Consider the following 20,882-nt stretch of genomic DNA (forward strand, 5'->3'; position numbering starts at 1 on the left):
TTGAAGGAGAACCGATGCTGCGTCCCGACGTGTCCCTGACCGCTCACACCTCCCCTGAGGAGATCGACACGCTGCTCGGGCAGCTGCGCACGCCGGGGTCCGGGGGTGAGCTGGCCGAGAGGATGGGAATCGAGTTCGTCGAGCTCGCTCACGATCATGTCGTGGCCACCGCTCCGGTCGTCGGCAATCGGCAGCCGATGGGTCTCTTCCACGGAGGCGGCCACGTCGTTCTCGCCGAATCCCTGGCGTCGATGCATTCGTATCTGCTCTCCGGCGGTAAGAACGTCGTCGGGGTCGATCTCAACGCCACTCACCTGCGTGCCGCGCGAGAGGGCGTGGTGACCGGTCGCGCCGAGGTGCTCCACCAGGGACGCACGATCGTCTCCCATGAGGTCAAGATGACCGACGAGGCGGGGCGCCTGCTCTCGATCGTGCGGATCACGAATATGATCCTGAAGACCGAGCCGAAGGGCTGAGGCACAGCGCCGCCTCGGCGAAAGTCCACAGCGAAAGCCGAAAGTCCACAGCGAAAGCAGAGGGCCGGCGAATCCATCTCGGGATTCGCCGGCCCTCTCGGGTTCCGGATCCGGACCGTGGCCGGTCCGGGAGGTGATTACTTCTTCGTGCCGATCTGCTTGAGCACGGTCTCAGCGACCTCGCGCATCGTCAGGCGACGGTCCATCGAGGTCTTCTGGATCCAGCGGAAGGCTTCGGGCTCACTCAGACCCATGGAGGTCTGCAGCAGGCTCTTGGCGCGCTCGACGAGCTTGCGAGTCTCGAAGCGTTCGGTGAGATCGGAGATCTCGGACTCGAGCGAGCTGATCTCGGCATGACGCGAGAGCGCGATCTCCAGGGCCGGGATGAGGTCGGCCGAGGTGAACGGCTTGACGACATAGGCCATGGCACCCGCATCGCGGGCTCGCTCGACGAGCTCCTTCTGCGAGAAGGCGGTGAGCAGCACGACCGGCGCGATGCGAGCCCTGGCGATGCGCTCGGCGGCGGAGATTCCGTCGAGGATGGGCATCTTGATGTCCATGACGACGAGGTCCGGGCGCAGCTCCTCAGCCAGGCGGATGGCGGATTCGCCGTCCGCCGCCTCACCGACGACGTCATAGCCGACCTCGCGGAGCATTTCTACGATATCGAGACGAATCACGGCCTCGTCTTCGGCCACGACTACGCGGCGGACCGGCACGGACTCATCTGAAGTTGATTCTTCGCTGTTTGAAAGCACGGCACCAGTCTAGACCAGGCGCTCAGCGTCATGGCCAGCGGACCCGGAAGTTTATTCTGTGAGGGTGGCCACGGGCGGTGACGGTGGCCACCGGAGGGCATCCTCGGCGGGTGGCGATTGTGCAATCGGTCCGCGCGCGCAGTAGAATCGTCCCCGTTGCACAGGCGGTCCTGACAGGACAGCTCGTGACGCGCCGGATTGGCGGAATCGGTAGACGCGGTGCACTCAAAATGCATTGTCGAAAGACGTGCGGGTTCGAGTCCCGCATCCGGTACAGACGAAGGCACTGTCGAACGTGATGTCGACAGTGCCTTCTGCATTTCCCCGGGAGCCGATGGGCGACCGAAGATCAGCGGCCTGCGCGCAGGTCGAGGGAGTACAGCAGCGTGTCGTAACGCTTCTCCCCCACCGCCACGAAGTCCGGGAGTCGTCCGTATGGGGTGAAGCCGAGGGATTCATAGAGGCCGATGGCGGCCGCATTGTCTCCGCGCAGGTCGAGAGTGACCACTTCCGTGCAGTGATGACGTGCCGCCCGAATGAGCGCCTCCATCAGCTTCCTGCCCGCGCCCTGACCTTGGGCGTCCGGGGCGACGGCCACCTTTTCGATGTCGACATGGGGGCGGAACGTCGGGCGAGCGTACCGATTCCAGTACGCGAAGCCGGTGATCTCGGTTCCGGTGCGAGCGATTGCGGCAGCGGAATCCCCGGTGTCAGTGCCCGCGGCCAGGCTGCCGATGAGATCTGCGATCTCTTCGACAGGCGGAGCTGAGACCCAGCCGAGAGCGGCACCTGCATCGACGAGGCGGCCGAGCAGCGATGTCACCTGCAGGACATCGTGCTCGGCCACCCCCTCGGCAGGGAGGAGATCAACTCTGACTGCGGGCGTCCTCGGTGCGGGTCTCGTCGACCTCTGCGTCCTCCTCGGTCGGAACGTAGCCGTTGATGCGCGGGGCATCGTAGCGTTCGACGTCCAGGATCTCATGCCGCTTGGCCACGATGGCCGGGACGAGTGCCTGACCGGAGACGTTGAGCGCGGTGCGGCCCATGTCCACGATCGGCTCGATGGCCAGCAGCAGTCCGACGCCCTCGAGGGGCAGACCCAGGGTCGACAGGGTCAGGGTGAGCATCACGGTCGCACCTGTCGTGCCGGCAGTTGCGGCCGAGCCGATGACGGCGACGAAGATGATGAGCAGGTACTGGATGAGGGAGAGATCGATGCCGAAGAACTGGGCGACGAACACGGCAGCGATGGCCGGATAGATCGCAGCGCAGCCGTCCATCTTCGTCGTCGCACCGAAGGGCACGGCGAAGGCGGCGTAGGAGTGGGGCACCCCGAAGTTGTCGGTGGCGACCTTCTGCGTCACGGGCATGGTGCCGATCGACGACCGGGAGACGAAGCCCATCTGAGTGGCCGGCCAGACTCCGGAGAAGTACTGGCGCACCGACAGTCCATTGGCGCGAGCCAGGGCCGGATAGACGATGAAGAAGACGATCGCGAGGCCGATGTAGACGGCGACGACGAACCACAGCAGCGAGCCCATCGTCGACCAGCCGTAGGAGTTCACTGCGTTGCCGATGAGGCCGAGCGTGCCGATCGGGGCGATGCGCACGATCCACCAGACGACCTTCTGGACCACGGCCAGGGCCGCCTCGGTGAACTGGAGGAACGGCTCTGCGGCCTTGCCGACCTTGACCGCGGCGATGCCGATGGCGCCGGAGACGATGATGAGCTGGAGGATGTTGAAGTTGACCTCGGAGGTCATGGCTCCGGCGTCATCGGGTGCGGTGGCCACCTCGAGTCCGAGGAAGTTCACCGGGATCAGTCCGGTGAGGAAGCCCAGCCAGCTGCCCTGGGAGTCGGGTGCACCGGCATTGAGCGAAGCGGCATCGGCGTGCGCGCCGGGCTGCATGACGATGCCGATGATGAGTCCGAGGACGACGGCGATGAGAGCGGTGAGGGCGAACCACAGCAGGGTCGACATCGCCAGCCTGGCGGCGTTGGTGACCTTGCGCAGGTTGCCGATGCTCGCGATGATCGCGGTGATGACCAGTGGGACGACGGCGGCCTTGAGCAGTGTGACATACGACGAGCCGATGGTGTCCAGGGTCTGGCCGAGCCAGTTGTCAGCGGTGTCGCTGACCGGTCCCCATGAGCGGGCGATGAGCCCGAGGATGACACCGGCGACGAGTGCGATGGTCACCTGCACTCCGAAGGACTTGCTCCACGCGGGCAGTCTCATTGAATTCCTCTCCTAGCGGGTCCTCCCCTCTGAGATCCGCAGGGAGGAATAGGCAACAGAGAGCACAACTGTTGAGCAATCGGCAAAATTCCCGGGCCACCTGTGATCTGTCTCGCAGTTTGGAATCGGTCCACGCGCGGCCCCGGACACAGAGACGCCGGCGGCGCCCGCCCCGTGATCATGGGGCAGGCGCCGCCGGCGTTTGAGCCTCGTAGCGGTCAGTGGCGGGGAGAGTGGCCCTCGCGCACGATCGGCACTTCACGGGTGATCGGCGCTTCAGCCACGACTCCGTATCCGGCCAGCGGGTCCTCCTCGGAATCCGAGGCATCCTGATAGGCGGCCGTCACACCCTTGGCGGCATCACCGATGGTGTGGATGCGCAGGGCGTTCGTCGAACCGGGGATCCCGGGAGGCGAACCGGCCACGAGGATGCTCTGATCGCCTTCGCGGGCGGTGCCGTCCGCGAGCAGAACGGCGTCGACCTGACGCGCCATCTGGTCGGTGTGGCGCACGGTCTTCACGAGGTACGGGCGCACTCCCCAGGTCAGCGCCAGCTGGTGGCGGACCTGCGGGTCGGGCGTGAAGCCGAGGATGGGCCAAGCAGGGCGCAGCCGCGACATGCGCCGCACGGAGTCGCCGGTCTGTGAGAAGGTGCACAGGAGGTCGATATCGAGCTGCTCAGCAATCTGCACGGCAGCGGCGGTGACGGCTCCGCCCTTCGTGTGCGGGACGGTGCCCAGTGCCGGGATCCGCTCGAGACCGTGCTCTTCGGTGGAGCCGATGATCCGGCTCATCGTCCGGATCGCCTCGACCCAGTGCGCACCGACCGAGGTCTCACCGGAGAGCATGAGCGCATCGGCGCCGTCGAGGACGGCGTTCGCGCAGTCGCTGGCCTCGGCGCGGGTGGGCCGCGGCGCATCGATCATCGTCTCGAGCATCTGCGTGGCAACGATGACGGGCTTGGCCTGCTGGCGGGCGATCTCAACGGCCCGCTTCTGCACGATCGGCACCTGTTCGAGCGGCAGTTCGACGCCGAGGTCGCCGCGGGCGACCATGATTCCGTCGAAGGCATCGATGACCTCATCGAGCTGGTCGACGGCCTGCGGCTTCTCGAGCTTGGCGATGACCGGAGCCGTGATGCCGACCTCGTCCATGACCGCGCGCACATCGTTCATGTCCTCGGGGCTGCGGACGAAGGACAGGGCCACCCAGTCGAAGCCGAGCTGAAGCCCCCATTTGAGATCGTCGACGTCCTTCTCCGACAGGGCGGGGACGGAGACCGGGACGCCGGGGAGGTTGATGCCCTTGTGGTTGGAGATGGTTCCGCCGATCTCGACCTCGGTGACCACATCGGTGTCGGTCACCTCGGTGGCGCGCAGGCGCAGGCGCCCGTCGTCGATGAGCAGCGGATCACCCACGGACACGTCTTCTGCCAGGGTCGGCAGGGTCGTGGATACGAGCTCTGCGGTGCCGGGGACGTCACGGCTGGTGATGGTGAAGGTGGCCCCTTCGACGAGCTCTTCCTTCCCGTTGGCGAAGGTGCCCACGCGGATCTTCGGACCCTGCAGGTCCAACAGGACGGCGACGGGGCGTCCGGTGTCGAGGGCGGCCTGGCGGACCCAGGCGAACTTCTCTTCGTGCTCTTCTCGCTTTCCGTGGCTCAGATTGAATCGGGCGACATCGACGCCCTCATCGACGAGCTCGCGGATCTCTTCATAGGAGTTCTGGTTCGGACCTAAAGTTGCGACTATCTTTGCACGCCTCATACGCTCCACCCTACCTAAAGTCTCAGCGGGCGGTTTCCACCGCTCTACGCTGGTCACGGGCGGTGAGAGTGCGGCACTTCGCTGTGCCGCACCACCACCCTTTCTCAATTCCTGACATGCATTATCTTAGCATTTGAACCCTTCGTCGGTGGGCCGCACGGGTGCCGGCAGTCGCGTCGACCCGGTCAGGAACCGGTCGACTTCCGCGGCCGCGGCACGGCCTTCCGCAATGGCCCAGACGATGAGCGACTGTCCGCGTCCGGCATCGCCGGCGACGAAGACTCCCGGCTGCGCCGCATAGTCCTCGGCCCGGTCGAATGCCCCACCTGCACCGGCTTCCAGATCGATCTGCGCGGTCTCCGGTCCGCTGAATCCCAGTGCCAGCAGCACGAGATCGGCGGGGATGACGTGCTCGGTGCCCGGTGTCGGGATGCGGCGGCCGTCGGCGAACTGCGTCTGTGCGACTTCGATTCCGCTCACCTTGCCCGAGTCGTCTCCGACGAACCGTGTCGTCGAGGCCAGATACCGCCTGGTTCCGCCCTCCTCATGTGAGGATTGGACCTCGAAGATCCGCGGCACAGTCGGCCACGGCGAGTCGGCATCGCGGTCGACCGGCGGCTGGGCGCCGATGGCCAGGGTCGTCACCGAGGCGGCTCCCTGGCGCAGAGCCGTGCCCAGGCAGTCCGCCCCGGTGTCGCCGCCGCCGATGATGACGACGTGCTTGCCGGCCGCGTCGATGAACGGTGCCGAGTCTGCCGCCGAGGCCGCGTCGGACGCCTGTGCCCGGTTGGACGGTACGAGGTAGTCCATCGCGAATTCGATTCCGTCCAGTCCGCGCCCGGAAAGCTCCATATCGCGCGGCACGGTGGCTCCGGTCGCCACCAGCACCGCGTCGAAGCGAGTCTGCAGTGCGGCGAAGTCGATGTCGCGGCCGATCTCGACTCCGGTTTCGAACCGAGTGCCTTCGGCACGCATCTGGGTCAGGCGGCGGTCGATATGGTGCTTCTCGAGTTTGAAGTCCGGGATGCCGTAGCGCAGCAGTCCGCCGAGGCGGTCCTCGCGTTCGAAGACGACGACCGTGTGCCCGGCTCGGGTCAGCTGCTGAGCGGCGGCGAGTCCGGCCGGTCCGGAGCCGATGACGGCGACGGTGTGCCCGGTGATCCGGTCGGGGACGACGGGGGTGATGAGTCCGGCGGCGAATCCGTCGTCGACGATGGAGACTTCGACCTGTTTGATCGTCACGGCGGGTTGGTTGATGCCGAGCACGCAGGCGTTCTCACACGGTGCCGGGCAGGCCCGGCCGGTGAATTCGGGGAAGTTGTTCGTCGCGTGGAGCAGTTCCACGGCGCGGGAGAGCTCCCCGCGATACATGGCGTCGTTGAACTCCGGAATGAGGTTGCCCAGCGGACATCCTTGGTGGCAGAAAGGCACTCCGCAGTCCATGCAGCGAGAAGCCTGTCGGCGCAGCTGTGCCGGATCACCCTTCTCGTAGACCTCGGAGTAGTCCATGAGCCGGATCGGCACGGGCCTGCGGGCAGGGAGTTCGCGTTCGGTGGTGGTGAGGAATCCTCGCGGATCAGCCATGTGCGGCCTCCAGAATGGTCTGCCAGGTGTTCTCGGAATCGGCAGTTTCGCCGCTGTTCTCGAGCTCTTCCTGGATGTCTTTGATTCGCGCATAGGCGACGGGAATGATCTTGGTGAAACGGGACAGGATGTCCTGCCCGCGGTCGAGTCCGGCCAGCAGTTCGCCGGCCAGCGGAGAACCGGTCGCCGCGACATGGTCGCTGAGCAGTCTCTGCAGGATCGGCACATCGGAGTCGCCGATGCCGCCGAATCTGAAGACGCCCGCGGCTCGTTCCTTCGGGTTGAGTCGACTGGGATTGAAGTCGAGGACGAAGGCCGTGCCTCCGGACATTCCGGCCGCGAAGTTGCGTCCGGTGGGTCCGAGGATGACCGCCACTCCCCCGGTCATGTATTCGAGTCCGTGGTCTCCGATGCCTTCGACGACGGCTTCGACGCCCGAGTTGCGCACGAGGAATCTCTCGCCGACCGTACCGGACAGGAATATCGACCCGGACGTCGCACCGTAGCCGATGACGTTGCCGGCGATGACGTTGTGTTCCGGTCGGGTGGAGTTCTCCGGGCGAGGCGCGACGCTGATCGTACCGCCCGACAGTCCCTTCCCGACGTAGTCATTGGCGTCGCCGCGCAGATCGATGCTCACACCGCGCGGCATGAAGGCGCCCAGGGACTGACCGGCCGTGCCGTTCAGGGACACCCGCACGGTTCCCGAGGGCAGCCCGTCCGCGCCGTGGGCCTGAGTCACTCGGTGGCCCAGCAGGGTGCCGACCGACCGGTCCGTATTCTCCACCTCGGCGTTCAGGTGCACCGGGGAACCGGCAGCGACAGCCGCTCCTGCCTGCTCCAGCAGTCGAACGTCGAGTTCGCCCGCGAAGTCACGTGGTGTGCGCGCCTGGCTCACCCTCGCCGAGGCGGGAGCGCCGTCGAGATCGGTCGGAACCGTCAGGATCGGTGTCAGGTCGAGATCCAGTCCCGAGGCGGTCGCCCGATCTGCGTCGATGCGCAGACGTTCGACGGCGCCGATCGCCTCGTCGAGGCTGCGCAGTCCCAGCTGTGCGAGGTAGCCGCGGACCTCCTCGGCGATGAAGGTGAAGAAGTTCACGACATGGTCGGCCTGACCGTGGAACCGTTCGCGCAGCTTCGGGTTCTGCGTGGCCACGCCGACCGGGCAGGTGTCCTGGTGGCAGACCCGCATCATGATGCATCCGGAGACGACGAGGGCGGTGGTGGCGAAGCCGAATTCCTCGGCCCCGAGCAGGGCGGCGATGATGACGTCGCGGCCGGTCTTCAGCTGCCCGTCGACCTGGACGCTGATCCGCTCGCGCAGACCGTTGAGCACAAGGGTCTGCTGGGCTTCTGCCAGTCCGAGCTCCCACGGGGTTCCGGCGTGTTTGAGCGAGTTGAGCGGGCTGGCACCCGTGCCCCCGTCATGGCCGGAGATGAGCACGACATCGGCTCCGGCCTTCGCCACTCCGGCGGCCACCGTGCCGACTCCGATTCCGGAGACGAGTTTGACGTGGACGCGGGCAGCAGCATTGGCCCGACCGAGGTCGTGGATGAGCTGAGCGAGGTCTTCGATGGAATAGATGTCGTGATGCGGAGGCGGCGAGATGAGACCGACTCCGGGAGTGGCGTGGCGGGTCTTCGCGATCCACGGGTACACCTTCTCCCCCGGCAGCTGACCGCCTTCGCCGGGCTTGGCACCTTGGGCCATCTTGATCTGCAGGTCGTCGGCGGCGGTGAGGTAGTGGCTGGTGACACCGAACCGACCGGAGGCGATCTGCTTGATCGCCGACCGACGCTCCGGGTCGAGCAGGCGCTCGGTGTCCTCGCCGCCCTCGCCCGTATTCGACTTTCCGCCGATCCGGTTCATCGCGATCGCCAGCGTCTCGTGCGCTTCGGCCGACAGCGAGCCGTAGCTCATGGCCCCGGTGGAGAACCGGCGCATGATGGCTTCGGCGGGTTCGACCTCGGAGATGTCGATCGGACCCGATTCGGTCGGGACCAGGTCGAAGAGCCCGCGCAGAGTCATCAGCTCGGCGGACTGTTCGTCGACGGCACGCGTGTACTGCCGGAAGATGTCGAAGCGACCGGTGGCCGTCGAATGCTGCAGTTTGAAGATCGTCTCCGGGTTGAACAGGTGCCCCGGGCCTTCCCTCCGCCACTGGAATTCTCCGCCGACGAGCAGGTTCCGGTGAGCCGGACGCGGATGGTCCTCACGATAGGCATCGGCGTGCCGCGCCGTCGTCTCGGCCGCGATGTCGTCCAGCGTCTTGCCGCCGAGCTGATGCGGGGTCGAGGTGAAGTGCTCATCGATGACCGAATCCGCCAGTCCGAGAGCCTCGAAGGTCTGCGCCCCGTGGTAGGACTGGACGGTCGAGATGCCCATCTTCGACATGATCTTCAGCAGGCCCTTATTCAGCGCCGTGAGCACATTGGCCACGGCCGCTTCGGCGCTGATGCCTCGGATCCGTTCGGACGTGACAAGATCCTCGGCCGATTCCATGAGCAGATACGGGTTGACCGCCGAGGCGCCGAAGGACACGAGCGTGGCTGCATGGTGGACCTCGCGAACATCTCCGGCCTCGACGATGATGCTCACCTGCGTGCGGCTGCGCTCGCGGACGAGGTGGTGGTGCAGGGCCGAGGTGAGAAGCAGCGACGGGATCGGCGCGTATTCCGAGTTCGACTCCCGGTCCGTGAGGATGAGGAACACTGCGCCCTCGGCGACCGCGGCGCTCGCCTCCGCGCAGAGGTCGGCGAGGCGAGAAGCCATCGCGTCCTCACCGGCGCCGACCGGGTACAGACCCGACAGCGTCACCGAGGGGCGGGTGATTCCCTCGCCGAGGTGGCTGCCGGACAGGTGCGCGATCGCCGTGAGCTCGTCGTTGTCGATCACCGGCCGCTCGAGCAGGATATGTGCGGAGTCCGGCCCGGTGGAGCACAGCAGGTTGCCTTCGCGGCCGATTCCGGCCGACATGCTCGTGACGATGTCCTCGCGGATGGAGTCCAGCGGCGGGTTCGTCACTTGGGCGAAGTTCTGGTGGAAGTGGTCGAAGAGCAGCCGGGGGCGGGTACTCAGCGCCGCGATCGCGGTGTCGCTGCCCATCGCGCCCAGCGGCTCGGCCCCGGTTTCGGCCATCGGGGCGATGAGCACACGCAGCTCTTCCTCCGTGTATCCGAAGGTCCGCTGTCGTCTCCGAACCGAGGCGCCGGGGTGGCTGACGTGGACGCGGGTGGGCAGTTCGGCCAGTCGGGTGGCCGAGGCGTCGACCCATTCCCGGTAGGGATGTTCGGTGGCGAGGCTGTTCTTGATCTCCGTGTCGGAGATGATGCGTCCGGCCTCCACATCGACGAGGAACATCCTGCCGGGGGTCAGTCGTCCGCGGGCGGTGACTTCGGCTTCGGGCAGGTCGACGACTCCGGCTTCGCTGGCGAGCACGACGGTGTCCTCGGTCATGATGTACCGGGCCGGGCGCAGGCCGTTGCGGTCGAGCACGGCTCCGGCGAGTCGGCCGTCGGTGAAGGCGACGCAGGCCGGCCCGTCCCAGGGCTCCATGAGCAGCGAGTGGTATTCGTAGAAGGCCCGCCGCTCCTCGGACATGGCCGGGTTGTTCTCCCAGGCTTCGGGAATCATCATCAGCATGGCCTGCGGCAGCGACCGGCCGGAGGCGACCATGAGTTCGAGGACCGAGTTGAAAGAGGCGGAGTCCGAGGCTCCGGCAGGAATGATCGGGAAGATCCGCTCGAGTCCCTTGGACGTCCCTGCGACCGGAGATTCGAGGAGGTCGCTGGCCAGGGCGGATTCGCGTGCCTGCATCCAGTTCCGGTTGCCGCGCACCGTGTTGATCTCGCCGTTGTGGGCGATCGTGCCGAACGGCTGTGCCAGCTGCCAGGAGGGAAAGGTGTTCGTGGAGAACCGGGAGTGGACGAGAGCGATCGCCGAGGTGAGGCGTTCGTCACCGAGTTCGGTGAAGAAGCGGTCGAGCTGGGCGGTGGAGAGCATTCCTTTGAACGTCAGCGTCGTCGGCGACAGCGACGGGAAGTAGAGGCCGGCGTTGTCGAGTCGCTTCCGCACGATGAACGCCCGGCGAGCGAGATCGTTCTCATCTCGGGCGGGATGGTTCTCATCACAGCCGAAGAACACGTAGCGCATGGCCGGCATGGTCTCGGCGGCGATCCGACCGAGCACTCCGGGGTCGACAGCCGCGGATTCCACGTGGAGGACCTGCAGTCCTTCTTCCGCGGCGATCCTGGACACGAGTGCGTCCTGGTCGACGCCTGCGGCGTCAACGCTGAAATCGGGCTGCGTCTCCTTGGTCAGCGGAGCGGTGGCGGCGTTGAGATCGGCGGCGTAGTCCTGAGCGAAGAAGCCGATGCCCATGGCATAGCTGCCCGGCGCCGGAAGAGAGATTCCGGATTCGCCGAGAACGGCGGCGAAATAGTCGTGCGGGATCTGGATGGTCAGTCCGGCACCGTCTCCGGTCCCATCGTCGGAACCGATTCCGCCGCGGTGTTCGAGCCTGCGCAGAGCGTCGAGGGCCTGGGTGATGACCGTGTGGTCGGCTCCGCCTCTGTAACGGGCGATGAGGGCCAGACCGCAGTTGTCGTGTTCGAGCGCCGGATCGTAGAGCCCGATGCGGCCAGGTGGGGCCGTGGTCTTGGGGGTCGACTGAGCGCTGTGGTTCATATACTGCCTTCTCGGTGTTGAGTGCTTCCCGAAAAGACGGCGCTGTCCTCTGCGGTTTGGACGAGTCCGGAAAGGGTGTCCCCGGACCCGGCTGTGAGATGACTCTCACAGCCGGAGTATCAACTTACACCATGTGCAATGTGAGAAAAAGCAGAAAAAGGAACGAAGTGCGAACCTATTTGTCTTGAGTATCGGACGTTCGAGGGTCTGCGTCGTGCGCTGCGGGGGCTGACTTCCCGCGCACATCCGGCACGATCGAGATCGCCGAGGTGACCGCCCCGAAGAATCCGAAGCTGTGGCGACCGCTGAGATCGATTCCGGATTCGTCCTCGGGCTCCGAGTCGTCCGGGTCGGCGCCAGTCGTGGTGCTGTCCCCTGTCGCAGACGCCGCATCGTCGACGTCTGCACGGCTCGCAGAAGCATCGGCAGTCAAGTCGGAAGCCGAGGCGGGGGACGCTCTCACGGTCGAGCGCCGTGATGTCGGTGCCCCGCCTCCGTCGTGACCGTGCTGATCGTCCGGATCGGCCACCCGCGCTACCGAAGGCAACGGGGCTCCGGAGGCGGCGGCCGCCTCGGCGATATTGGGTGCATTGATCTCAAAGGTGTGCTTTCCGCGGCGATGGCGGCGCAGCAGGGTCCGGGACCCGTGCATGTAGACACCGGTCTCATAGGTGCGGTGACGCAGTCGGGAGACGATGAGCCAGCCGAGGCCGATGAGCAGGGCGAGGATGGCCGTCCACACGTTGAACGGCAGTCCGAACAGCAGGCGCGCGTCCTCGGCCGCGGGGGTGCCGATCCGCAGGGCCTCGAGCAGAATGCGGCCGAGGCCGAACAGGCACAGATACAGGGCGAAGACCTGTCCGTAGCCGAGCCGGAGGCGTTTGGACACGATGATGAGCACAACACAGGCGATGAGGTTCCACGCCGATTCGGTGAGCACCGTGACCAGTTCGAGGCGACCGTCGAACCAATCGCTGAAGGCTCCGGCGACGTGGCCGAGGATGAGCCCCGGTGCGACCGAGTCGAGCAGCGGTCGGAACCTGATGCCTTGGATACGGGTGAGCACCCAGACGGAGAGGAAGCCGAGGATGGTGGCTCCCCAGAAGCTGAATCCGCCGTCCCAGACCGCCAGCGCCCGCAGCGGGCTGCCGTCGGGGCCGAAGTAGGTGTCCGGTGCCGAGAGCAGATGTCCGAGACGTCCGCCGATGATTGCCGCAGGCAGACCGACGACCGTGATGGCCCACAGGTCTCCCTTATGGCCGCCGCGGGCGCGCCATTGGATGCCTGTCATCCACAGCGCGAGTCCGATGCCGAGGACGGTGAAGACGACCCATGCCGGGCTGAAGCTCATGCACACCCTTCTGCGAGCTCGGCGGCGAGTCGACCGACTCCGGCCACTCCTTCGGAGTTCAGCGCCCGAACGAGGGCGGAGCCGACGATGACGCCATCGGCATATTCGGCGACCTCGGCCGCCTGTTCGCGGTTCGACACGCCGAGCCCGACGCAGGCGCGTTCGGCTCCGGCTTCCTTCAGCCGGGCGACGAGATCGCGCGCATGGTTGTCGACTTCGGAGCGGACGCCGGTGACACCCATGGTCGAGGCGGCGTAGACGAATCCGGAGCTGTGCTCGACGATGCGGGCCAGGCGCTCCGGCGTCGACGAGGGTGCGGCGAGGAAGATGCGGTCGAGGTGGTACTTCTCGGAAGCTGCCAGCCACGGTGCCGCCTCATCGGGGATGAGGTCGGGAGTGACGATTCCGCCGCCTCCGGCCGAGGCCAGGTCGCGGGCGAAGCTGTCGACGCCGTACTGGAGCACGAGGTTCCAGTAGCTCATGACGACGGCGGTGCCGCCGGCTTCGGCGATGGCTTCGACTGCGGTGAAGACATCGGAGGTGCGCACACCGTTGTCCAGTGCCGCCTCACCGGCGCGCTGGATGACGGGTCCGTCCATTCCGGGGTCGGAGTACGGCAGACCGACCTCGATGATGTCGACGCCGTTGCGGACGAGTTCGACCATCGCCTCTGTCGAACCGGCCACGGTCGGGAAGCCGACGGGCAGGTAGGCGATGAGTGCGGCCTTGCGGCCAGCCTCGGCGACGGCGTCGAGGGTGGTTCCTGTGCGTGGACCTGAGTGCGTCATACCTGCACCGCTCCTTCGTCGATGTAGTCGAACCATTTCGCGGCGGTCGTCATATCCTTGTCGCCACGGCCGGAGAGATTGACCAGCAGGACCGCGTCGGGTCCGAGCTCACGGCCGATGCGCATGGCTCCGGCCAGGGCGTGAGCGGATTCGATGGCGGGGATGATGCCCTCCGTGCGGGAGAGCAGTCGCATGGCCTCCATCGCCTCCTCATCGACGACGGGTTCGTACGTCACGCGCCCGGTGTCGTGGAGGTGGGAGTGCTCGGGGCCGACCGATGGGTAGTCGAGTCCGGCGGAGACCGAGTGGGAGGCCTGCGTCTGACCGTCGTCATCCTGGAGGATGTAGGTGGCGGAGCCGTGGAGGACACCGGGGCGTCCGCCGGAGAACCGGGCGGCGTGATGGCCGGAGTCGACTCCTTCGCCGCCGGCTTCGAAGCCGAAGATCTTCACGTCCGCATCGCCGAGGAAGGCGGCGAAGAGTCCCATCGCGTTCGATCCGCCGCCGACGCAGGCGCAGACGGCGTCGGGCAGGCGACCGGCCATGTCCTGGATCTGTTCGCGGGCTTCGACCCCGATGACGTTCTGGAAGGAGCGGACCATCGCCGGGAACGGGTGAGGACCGGCGACCGTGCCGATGACATAGTGGGTGTCATCGACGTTGGCCACCCAGTCGCGCATGGCTTCGTTCATCGCGTCCTTGAGAGTGCGGGTGCCGTTGGTCACGGCGTTGACCGTAGCTCCGAGCAGACGCATGCGTGCGACATTGAGGGCCTGGCGCTGAGTGTCCTCCTCGCCCATGTAGACCACGCAGGACATGTCGAGCAGGGCCGCGGCGGTCGCCGTGGCGACCCCGTGCTGTCCGGCACCGGTCTCGGCGATGAGACGGGTCTTGCCCATCCGCTTGGCCAGCAGAGCCTGCGCCAGGGCGTTGTTGATCTTGTGGCTGCCCGTGTGGTTGAGGTCTTCGCGTTTGAGGAACACTCGAGCACCGCCGCAGTGCTCGGCGAAGCGAGTGGCCTCGGTGAGCAGAGAGGGCCGGCCGATGTAGCTGCGCTGCAGAGTGAGGAGTTCGTCGGTGAAGGCCGGATCCACCTGGGATTTGCGCCAGGTCTCTTCGATCTCGTCGAGTGCCGGGATCAGCGCTTCGGGGATGAACCTGCCTCCGAACTCGCCGAAGTACGGTCCGGTCTCCTCGCTCAAATCGGTCATTGCGGTCCTTCTCGATCTCCTCGTGGCGCCGGCCTGTGGGGCGGAGAGACTCCGCCTCACCGGACGCCGGAATGGGTGCAGTGTCAGCCCATCGTCGGCCACGTGGAGCGGCCGACGCGGGCAGGGTTCAGGATACGGACAGGGAGCGGCGTTCCCGGCCGAGTGCGGTGTACTCCTCGACTGCGGCCTGCGGACGGCCGCCGGTGACGAGGGCTTCGCCGACGAGCACGAGATCGGCTCCGGAGTCCGCGTACTTCGACACCTCGGCGGCTCCGGCAACGCCGGACTCGGCCACGAGGGTGCAGCCGGCGGGAGCGAGTTCGGCCAGGGGCGCGAACCGGTCGGTGTCGACGCTGAGATCCTTGAGGTTGCGGGTGTTCACGCCGATGAGTTCGGCACCGAGTTCCGTCGCGGTCTCCAGCTCTTCGCGATTGTGGGTCTCGACGAGCGCCGTCATCCCCAGTTCCGTGGCCAGGGCATGGAACTCGCCCAGCTGCACGGGATCGAGTGCTGCGACGATGAGCAGAACGATGTCCGCGCCATGAGCGCGGGCCTCGTGGAACTGATATTCGTCGACCATGAAGTCCTTGCGCAGGACCGGGATGTCCACGGCCGCGCGCACCGAGTCGAGGTCGGCGAGACTGCCGTTGAAGCGGCGGGATTCCGTGAGCACGCTGATGGCCCGGGCTCCCCCGGCGGCGTACAGACCGGCGAGCGTGCCCGGGTCGGGGATCTCGGCGAGGTCACCGCGGGAGGGTGACTTCCGCTTGACCTCGGCGATGACGCCGAAGTCGGCGGACAGGTCGAAGGGGCGGACCGGTTCGGCCGCAGCGGCCCGCGCGGTGATCTCGCTCAGCGGTACCTCGTTCCGGCGTGCCTGCAGATCTTCCCGCACGCCGGAGATGATGTCGATGAGGACTGTCATTTCTTCTTCGGCTTGTTGCCCAGTCCGATGGCGCGCAGGATCAGGCCGACGACGACGCCGAGGGCGACGATGCCGATGGAGATGTAGGTGATCGTGGGGTTGTGGATCGTGAATCCCACACAGCCGACCGTGACGCCGATGAGCATGATGACGACTCCGGTCCATCCCGCCACCGAGTTGCCGTGACCGGGATCGGCGATCGCTGCGTAGTCGATCGTGGATTTGTCGAGATCTGCGGCTCCGTTGCGGGCGAGGGACTGCGACATGGCGCTCCTTTGTGTGAGTGCGTGACACGCGTGTGGAAACTTTCCTCCATTGTGTCACGCTTCTTCGGCTGACCGGACACCGACCCGGTCACAAGGTCATTTCGAATCCGGGTCGGTGTCCGGGTCGGTCGACGTTTCGTCGTCGGGTGCGTCTTCGACGTCTTCTCCGCGGGACAGTGCGTCCCAGGTCGCGGCGGAATCGAATTCCCCGGAAGCGGATTCGGCGGTGCGGGCGTAGCGGTTGGAGTTCGTCCACCCGTTCGAGGCGACGGCGACCCAGACGATGCCGATGACGCCGATGCCTGCGGCCACTGCGGCGATGATCGCCCAGGAAGTGGCTCCCGGCGCCGAGGCGGCGCTCAGTGCAGTGATCCCGTAGCCGATTCCGGCGATGCCGGCCAGTCCCAGGACGACGAAGCGGCCGATCCGTCCGAGCATTGCGGCGAGCAGTCCCGAGACCGCGATGATCGCCACACACGCGGTGGCCACGGGTGAGGTCTGGGAGCTCGGATCCTCGGTGACCTTTGCCACTCCGCTGGGTCCGAGCGTGTCGCCTCCGGCACCGGCCTGCCAGGCGGAGATCGTCAGCGCCCACAGGGCAGCGGCGATGACGAGGATGATGAGGACTCCACGTGATTTCGTCATGGCCTCACCTCTGACTTCCCTCCGCCGCATCCAATGCGTCGGCTGCGGCGGCGGCACGCAGCACAGCTGCGGCCTTGTTCTCGGATTCCTGGTACTCGGACTCGGGCACGGAGTCGGCGACGAGTCCGCCTCCGGCGTAGACACTCATCGTGCCGTTCCGGAGCACCCCGGTGCGGATGGCGATGGCGAGGTCGAGGTCGCCGGTGAAGGACATATAGCCGACCACTCCCCCGTAGATTCCGCGTCCGACGGGTTCGAGTTCGTCGATGATCTGCAGCGCCCGGGGTTTGGGCGCACCCGACAGCGTGCCGGCGGGGAACGTCGCCCGCAGCACATCGATGGCGGTGGTTCCGGGTTCGAGTTCGCCGCGCACGGTCGAGCTGATGTGCATGATGTGGCTGTAGCGGACGATGTCCATGAACTCGCTGACGTCGATGGTTCCGGCCGCGCAGACCTTCGCCAGGTCGTTGCGGGCGAGGTCGACGAGCATGAGGTGCTCGGCTCGTTCCTTCTCATCGGCCAGGAGCTCTCGGGCCAAAGAGTCATCGGCTTCCGGTGTGGTCCCGCGGGGGCGGGAACCGGCGATCGGGTGGGTGACCACCTCTCCCGACCGGACGGTCACGAGTGCTTCGGGTGAGGAGCCGATGATGCTCACCGGTTCCCCTCCGTCGTCATGGAGGTTGAGCAGGTACATGAAGGGGCTCGGGTTCGCATGCCGCAGCATCCGGTACACGCTCAGCGCATCGGCCTCGCACGGTGTGTCGAAGCGCTGGCCGATGACGACCTGGAAGATCTCACCGTCGACGATCTTCTGCTTCGCCGTCTCCACACCGTCGAGGTACACCTGCGGCTGGGTGCGGGTGGACACCTCGGGGTCGGCCTTCCGGGGGCGCAGGACATCTGCCGGGCTGGGCTGCTGCAGACGCTCGCACATCGCGGCGATGCGGGCGACTCCCGAGGCGTGGGCGTCGTCGATGCCGGTATCGGCGCCGTTGACGTTGAATACGTTGGCCACGAGGGTGACCATTCCCGAATAGTGGTCGAAGACGGCGATATCGCCGGGGATCATCAGCTGCACGGTCGGCAGGTGGTGTTCGTTGGGCCGCGGCGGCCCGAGCCTCTCGAAGCGACGGACGATGTCCCATCCGAAGTAGCCGACGAAGCTCGAGACCATGGGCGGCAGCTCCGATTCCGCTTCGGCCACGGCGAGGAGGTCGAGGGTGGCGGTGACCGCGTCGAGGACGTCGCCGTCGGTGGGGACGCCGACCGGAGGCGTGCCGGTCCAGTGGAATCCGTCTGCGGTCGAGATGAGGGTGGCCACGGGCGCCGAGCCGATGAAGGAGTACCTGGCCCAGGATCCGGCGACGGCGGATTCGAAGAGGAAGCTGCCCGGTCCGCCGTCGGTGAGTTTGCGGTAGAGGCTCAGCGGGGTCTCCGAGTCCGCGAGCACCTGGGTGTGGACCGGCACCAGGCGATGGTCGGCGCCGAGGGCGCGGAACTCGTCGAGGCTGGGTCGGATCGGCAGGTCGGTGGGGTTCGCCGCTGGGTCAGTCGACACTGATGGTCCTTCCGGTGAAGCAGGTCGGGGTGTTCGTATGGCAGGCGGGTCCGGTCTGGTCGACGAGCATGAGCAGGGCGTCGGCATCACAGTCGAGGCTGAGCGAGCGGACGTGCTGGACATGACCCGAGGTCTCCCCCTTCACCCAGTATTCCTGCCGGGATCGGGACCAGTAGGTGGCCCGGTTCGTCTCCAGTGTGCGGGAGACGGCTTCGACGTCCATCCACGCGAGCATGAGCACCTCTGCGCTCGTGGCCTCTTGGACGATGACAGGGATGAGCCCGTCGTCGTTCGTTCGGATGATCTCCCGCCAGTTCTCCGGAGTCGCGTCGATGTCGCTGCTCATCGGACGTCGATTCCCTCCGCGCGCAGGGCGTCCTTGACCTCGGCGATGCTCAGGGTGCCGAAGTGGAAGACGCTGGCAGCCAACAGGGCGTCGGCTCCGGCTTCCACTGCTGGAGCGAAGTGTTCGACCTTTCCGGCGCCGCCCGAGGCGATGAGCGGTACGTCGACGGCGGCGCGGGCGGCGCGGATGAGTTCGAGGTCGAACCCCTCACGTGTGCCATCGGCGTCGATGGAGTTGAGCAGGATCTCGCCGACCCCGCGGTCGGCGGCTTCCCGGATCCAGTCGATGGCGCAGCGGCCGGTGCCTTCGCGGCCGCCGCGAGTGGTGACCTCGAAGCCGGATTCCGTGCTCGCGCCCTGTGCGCGCCGTGCGTCGAGGGAGAGGACGAGGACCTGGTTGCCGAAGTGTCGGGAGATCTCGCTGATGAGTTCCGGGTTCTTCACCGCCGAGGTGTTGACCGAGACCTTGTCGGCTCCGTCGCGCAGCAGCCGGTCGACGTCGGCGACGCTGCGGATCCCTCCGCCGACGGTGAGCGGGATGAAGACCTCTTCGGCGCAGGCGCGGACGACGTCGTGGACGGTCTCCCGGTCACCGCTGCTGGCCGTGACGTCGAGGAAAGTGAGTTCGTCGGCTCCGGACTCGCCGTAGCGGCGGGCGAGCTCGACGGGGTCGCCGGCGTCCCTGAGGTCGGCGAACTTCACTCCCTTGACGACGCGTCCGCCGTCCACGTCCAGACAGGGGATGACTCTGACAGCTACCACGCAGTCCTCCTAGATTCCCAGGCCCCGGTAGCGATCCATTCGGCGGGCCAGCCGCCTGGCCGAAGGTTCGCGCATGAGCGAGATGAGTTCGTATTCGAGTGTCTCACCGACCCTGGCGACGAAGTCGAGCGGTTCGTCGCTGGCGTCGGAATGTTCGGCGATGATTCGGTCGACGACTCCGTTGGCCTGCAGCATGGGAGCGTGCACGCCCTGGCTCTGAGCCATCTCGGCGGCTCTCTCGGTCGTGCGGTGCACGATCGCCGAGGCGCCTTCGGGCGGCAGAGGCGAGAGCCAGCCGTGTTCGGCGCTGAGCACCCGATCGGTCGGGATGAGGGCCAGTGCTCCGCCCCCGGATCCTTCACCGAGGATGAGCGAGACGGACGGAGCGTCGAGGTTGGCGAGGTCGGCGAGGCTGCGGGCGATCTCGCCGGCGATGCCGCCTTCTTCGGCTTCCTTCGACAGAGCCGCGCCGGGGGTGTCGATGACGGTCACGAGCGGCAGGTGCAGCTCCGCGGCCAATCGCATTCCGCGTCTGGCCTCACGCAGGGCCGCCGGGCCCATCGGTTCGCGGGAGTCCTGCCGGAATCGGTCCTGGCCGAGGACGATGCACGGTGCGGAACCGAACTTCGCCAGGGCCAGCAGCAGTCCGGGGTCCTTCTCCCCTTCGCCGGTGCCGTTGAGCGGCAGCACGGTGTTCGCTGCGGTGCGCAGCAGATCACGGACCCCGGGACGTTCGGGGCGACGCGAGCTGGTGATCGCGGCCCAGGCATCGGAGTTCGGGTCGACGCTGTCCGGGGCCGTGTCCGGGTCCGGCACCGAGCTGGGAACCTCCTTGGCGCCCATGAGCACGTCGAGGACGCGGGAGACCGTACCGGCGATGCGTTCGGGTCCGATGACGGCGTCGACGATGCCCATCTTGTGCAGGTTCTCCCCGGTCTGCACGTTCTCCGGAAACTTCTCTCCGTAGATGGCCTCGAATACTCGAGGGCCCAGGAATCCGATGAGGGATCCGGGTTCGGCCACGGTGACGTGCCCCAGCGATCCCCAGGAGGCGAAGACTCCTCCGGTGGTGGGATGGCGCAGGTAGACGAGGTAGGGCAGTCCGGCCTTGCGATGGGCGATGACGGCGTTCGTGATCTTCACCATCGACAGGAAGGCGATGGTGCCCTCCTGCATGCGGGTGCCGCCCGAGGCGGGACCGGCCAGCAGGGGCAGCCCTTCGAGGGTCGCACGTTCGATGGCATCGACGAGGCGTTCGGCCGCGGCCACGCCGATCGACCCGGCGAGGAAGCGGAATTCGCCGGCGATCACGGCCACGCGACGGCCGGCGATGGTGCCTTCGCCGGTGATGATGGATTCGTCGACTCCGGACTTCTGCGCCGCGGCTTCGAGTTCAGCAGCGTAGGCGTCAGAGATCCCGCCGGCGGGCTGGACGGGAGTGGTGTCCCAGGACAGATAGGATCCTTCGTCGAGGACGATGTCGACGAGCTCGAGTGCGTTGAGACGCGTCATGGCGATTC

At 66.7% G+C, this 20,882-nt stretch carries 17 protein-coding genes and 1 tRNA gene; 2 read left to right on the forward strand and 16 right to left on the reverse strand.

Annotated elements, in window-relative coordinates; genetic code table 11:
- The first annotated feature begins 14 nt into the window (after window positions 1–14).
- On the forward strand, window positions 15–476 hold the full coding sequence (locus HK108_RS03620) for a PaaI family thioesterase (RefSeq protein WP_139467304.1): 462 nt from the start codon (window positions 15–17) through the stop codon (window positions 474–476).
- Window positions 477–613: 137 nt separating this feature from the next.
- Here the strand turns inward: HK108_RS03620 and HK108_RS03625 are convergent, their stop codons facing one another.
- The gene (locus HK108_RS03625; protein ID WP_373284070.1) at window positions 614–1,234 is read right to left on the reverse strand and encodes an ANTAR domain-containing response regulator; all 621 of its coding nucleotides are present in this window, start codon (window positions 1,232–1,234) and stop codon (window positions 614–616) included.
- Between the two features lie 192 nt (window positions 1,235–1,426).
- On the opposite strand from HK108_RS03625, the gene HK108_RS03630 reads away from it, so the two are divergent.
- A tRNA-Leu gene (locus tag HK108_RS03630) sits at window positions 1,427–1,508 on the forward strand.
- Window positions 1,509–1,583: 75 nt separating this feature from the next.
- Here HK108_RS03630 and HK108_RS03635 read toward each other — a convergent pair.
- The 15 genes from HK108_RS03635 to HK108_RS03705 all read right to left on the reverse strand — a co-directional run bounded on the left by HK108_RS03635 (window position 1,584) and on the right by HK108_RS03705 (window position 20,874).
- Window positions 1,584–2,081, reverse strand: coding sequence for a GNAT family N-acetyltransferase (locus HK108_RS03635; RefSeq protein ID WP_181270533.1), 498 nt, complete (start codon window positions 2,079–2,081; stop codon window positions 1,584–1,586).
- A 19-nt stretch (window positions 2,082–2,100) separates the two neighbouring features.
- Window positions 2,101–3,474 carry a dicarboxylate/amino acid:cation symporter gene (locus HK108_RS03640; RefSeq protein WP_181270534.1) on the reverse strand — a complete coding sequence of 458 codons (1,374 nt, stop codon included), beginning with the start codon at window positions 3,472–3,474 and terminating at the stop codon, window positions 2,101–2,103.
- 218 nt (window positions 3,475–3,692) lie between these two features.
- Window positions 3,693–5,240 (reverse strand): pyruvate kinase, encoded by a 1,548-nt coding sequence (gene pyk, locus HK108_RS03645; RefSeq protein ID WP_139467307.1) that lies wholly within the window; start codon window positions 5,238–5,240, stop codon window positions 3,693–3,695.
- Between the two features lie 126 nt (window positions 5,241–5,366).
- Window positions 5,367–6,824: a glutamate synthase subunit beta gene (locus HK108_RS03650; RefSeq protein ID WP_172169663.1), complete on the reverse strand. Its 1,458-nt coding sequence runs from the start codon at window positions 6,822–6,824 to the stop codon at window positions 5,367–5,369.
- Entirely contained in the window at window positions 6,817–11,511 is a 4,695-nt protein-coding gene (gene gltB / locus HK108_RS03655) for a glutamate synthase large subunit (protein ID WP_172169666.1), read from the reverse strand. The genes HK108_RS03650 and gltB overlap by 8 nt, the downstream gene beginning before the upstream one ends.
- Window positions 11,512–11,686: 175 nt before the next feature.
- Entirely contained in the window at window positions 11,687–12,862 is a 1,176-nt protein-coding gene (locus HK108_RS03660; RefSeq protein ID WP_172169668.1) for a prolipoprotein diacylglyceryl transferase, read from the reverse strand.
- A complete protein-coding gene (gene trpA, locus HK108_RS03665; protein ID WP_172169670.1) occupies window positions 12,859–13,650 on the reverse strand; it encodes a tryptophan synthase subunit alpha in 792 nt (263 codons plus the stop codon). Before trpA ends, HK108_RS03660 begins: the two co-directional genes overlap by 4 nt.
- Window positions 13,647–14,861, reverse strand: a complete 1,215-nt coding sequence (trpB, locus tag HK108_RS03670) for a tryptophan synthase subunit beta (protein WP_172169672.1) — start codon at window positions 14,859–14,861, stop codon at window positions 13,647–13,649. Before trpB ends, trpA begins: the two co-directional genes overlap by 4 nt.
- Before the next feature lie 127 nt (window positions 14,862–14,988).
- Window positions 14,989–15,786, reverse strand: a complete 798-nt coding sequence (gene trpC, locus HK108_RS03675; RefSeq protein WP_172169674.1) for an indole-3-glycerol phosphate synthase TrpC — start codon at window positions 15,784–15,786, stop codon at window positions 14,989–14,991.
- Window positions 15,783–16,052 (reverse strand): HGxxPAAW family protein, encoded by a 270-nt coding sequence (locus HK108_RS03680; RefSeq protein WP_139467314.1) that lies wholly within the window; start codon window positions 16,050–16,052, stop codon window positions 15,783–15,785. The genes trpC and HK108_RS03680 overlap by 4 nt, the downstream gene beginning before the upstream one ends.
- A gap of 96 nt (window positions 16,053–16,148) precedes the next feature.
- Entirely contained in the window at window positions 16,149–16,697 is a 549-nt protein-coding gene (locus tag HK108_RS03685) for a Trp biosynthesis-associated membrane protein (RefSeq protein ID WP_139467315.1), read from the reverse strand.
- Between the two features lie 4 nt (window positions 16,698–16,701).
- Window positions 16,702–18,342 carry an anthranilate synthase component I gene (gene trpE / locus HK108_RS03690; protein ID WP_181270535.1) on the reverse strand — a complete coding sequence of 547 codons (1,641 nt, stop codon included), beginning with the start codon at window positions 18,340–18,342 and terminating at the stop codon, window positions 16,702–16,704.
- Window positions 18,245–18,601: a phosphoribosyl-AMP cyclohydrolase gene (hisI, locus tag HK108_RS03695; RefSeq protein WP_172169676.1), complete on the reverse strand. Its 357-nt coding sequence runs from the start codon at window positions 18,599–18,601 to the stop codon at window positions 18,245–18,247. Before hisI ends, trpE begins: the two co-directional genes overlap by 98 nt.
- On the reverse strand, window positions 18,598–19,362 hold the full coding sequence (gene hisF / locus HK108_RS03700; protein ID WP_139467318.1) for an imidazole glycerol phosphate synthase subunit HisF: 765 nt from the start codon (window positions 19,360–19,362) through the stop codon (window positions 18,598–18,600). The genes hisI and hisF overlap by 4 nt, the downstream gene beginning before the upstream one ends.
- Before the next feature lie 9 nt (window positions 19,363–19,371).
- Window positions 19,372–20,874: a carboxyl transferase domain-containing protein gene (locus tag HK108_RS03705; RefSeq protein ID WP_139467319.1), complete on the reverse strand. Its 1,503-nt coding sequence runs from the start codon at window positions 20,872–20,874 to the stop codon at window positions 19,372–19,374.
- Between the last annotated feature and the right edge of the window lie 8 nt (window positions 20,875–20,882).

This window comes from Brevibacterium sediminis, assembly GCF_013623905.1.
GTDB lineage: Bacteria > Actinomycetota > Actinomycetes > Actinomycetales > Brevibacteriaceae > Brevibacterium > Brevibacterium sediminis.

Excerpts from the sequence above, each read along its gene's own strand:
- HK108_RS03620 (WP_139467304.1), top strand. The coding sequence starts at position 15 with ATGCTGCGTCCCGACGTGTCCCTGACCGCTCACACCTCCCCTGAGGAG.
- HK108_RS03640 (WP_181270534.1), bottom strand. The coding sequence starts at position 3,474 with ATGAGACTGCCCGCGTGGAGCAAGTCCTTCGGAGTGCAGGTGACCATC.
- pyk (WP_139467307.1), bottom strand. The coding sequence starts at position 5,240 with ATGAGGCGTGCAAAGATAGTCGCAACTTTAGGTCCGAACCAGAACTCC.
- HK108_RS03650 (WP_172169663.1), bottom strand. The coding sequence starts at position 6,824 with ATGGCTGATCCGCGAGGATTCCTCACCACCACCGAACGCGAACTCCCT.
- gltB (WP_172169666.1), bottom strand. The coding sequence starts at position 11,511 with ATGAACCACAGCGCTCAGTCGACCCCCAAGACCACGGCCCCACCTGGC.
- HK108_RS03660 (WP_172169668.1), bottom strand. The coding sequence starts at position 12,862 with ATGAGCTTCAGCCCGGCATGGGTCGTCTTCACCGTCCTCGGCATCGGA.
- trpA (WP_172169670.1), bottom strand. The coding sequence starts at position 13,650 with ATGACGCACTCAGGTCCACGCACAGGAACCACCCTCGACGCCGTCGCC.
- trpB (WP_172169672.1), bottom strand. The coding sequence starts at position 14,861 with ATGACCGATTTGAGCGAGGAGACCGGACCGTACTTCGGCGAGTTCGGA.
- trpC (WP_172169674.1), bottom strand. The coding sequence starts at position 15,786 with ATGACAGTCCTCATCGACATCATCTCCGGCGTGCGGGAAGATCTGCAG.
- HK108_RS03680 (WP_139467314.1), bottom strand. The coding sequence starts at position 16,052 with ATGTCGCAGTCCCTCGCCCGCAACGGAGCCGCAGATCTCGACAAATCC.
- HK108_RS03685 (WP_139467315.1), bottom strand. The coding sequence starts at position 16,697 with ATGACGAAATCACGTGGAGTCCTCATCATCCTCGTCATCGCCGCTGCC.
- trpE (WP_181270535.1), bottom strand. The coding sequence starts at position 18,342 with ATGCCGACGCCCTGCTCATGCTCGTCGACCAGACCGGACCCGCCTGCC.
- hisI (WP_172169676.1), bottom strand. The coding sequence starts at position 18,601 with ATGAGCAGCGACATCGACGCGACTCCGGAGAACTGGCGGGAGATCATC.
- HK108_RS03705 (WP_139467319.1), bottom strand. The coding sequence starts at position 20,874 with ATGACGCGTCTCAACGCACTCGAGCTCGTCGACATCGTCCTCGACGAA.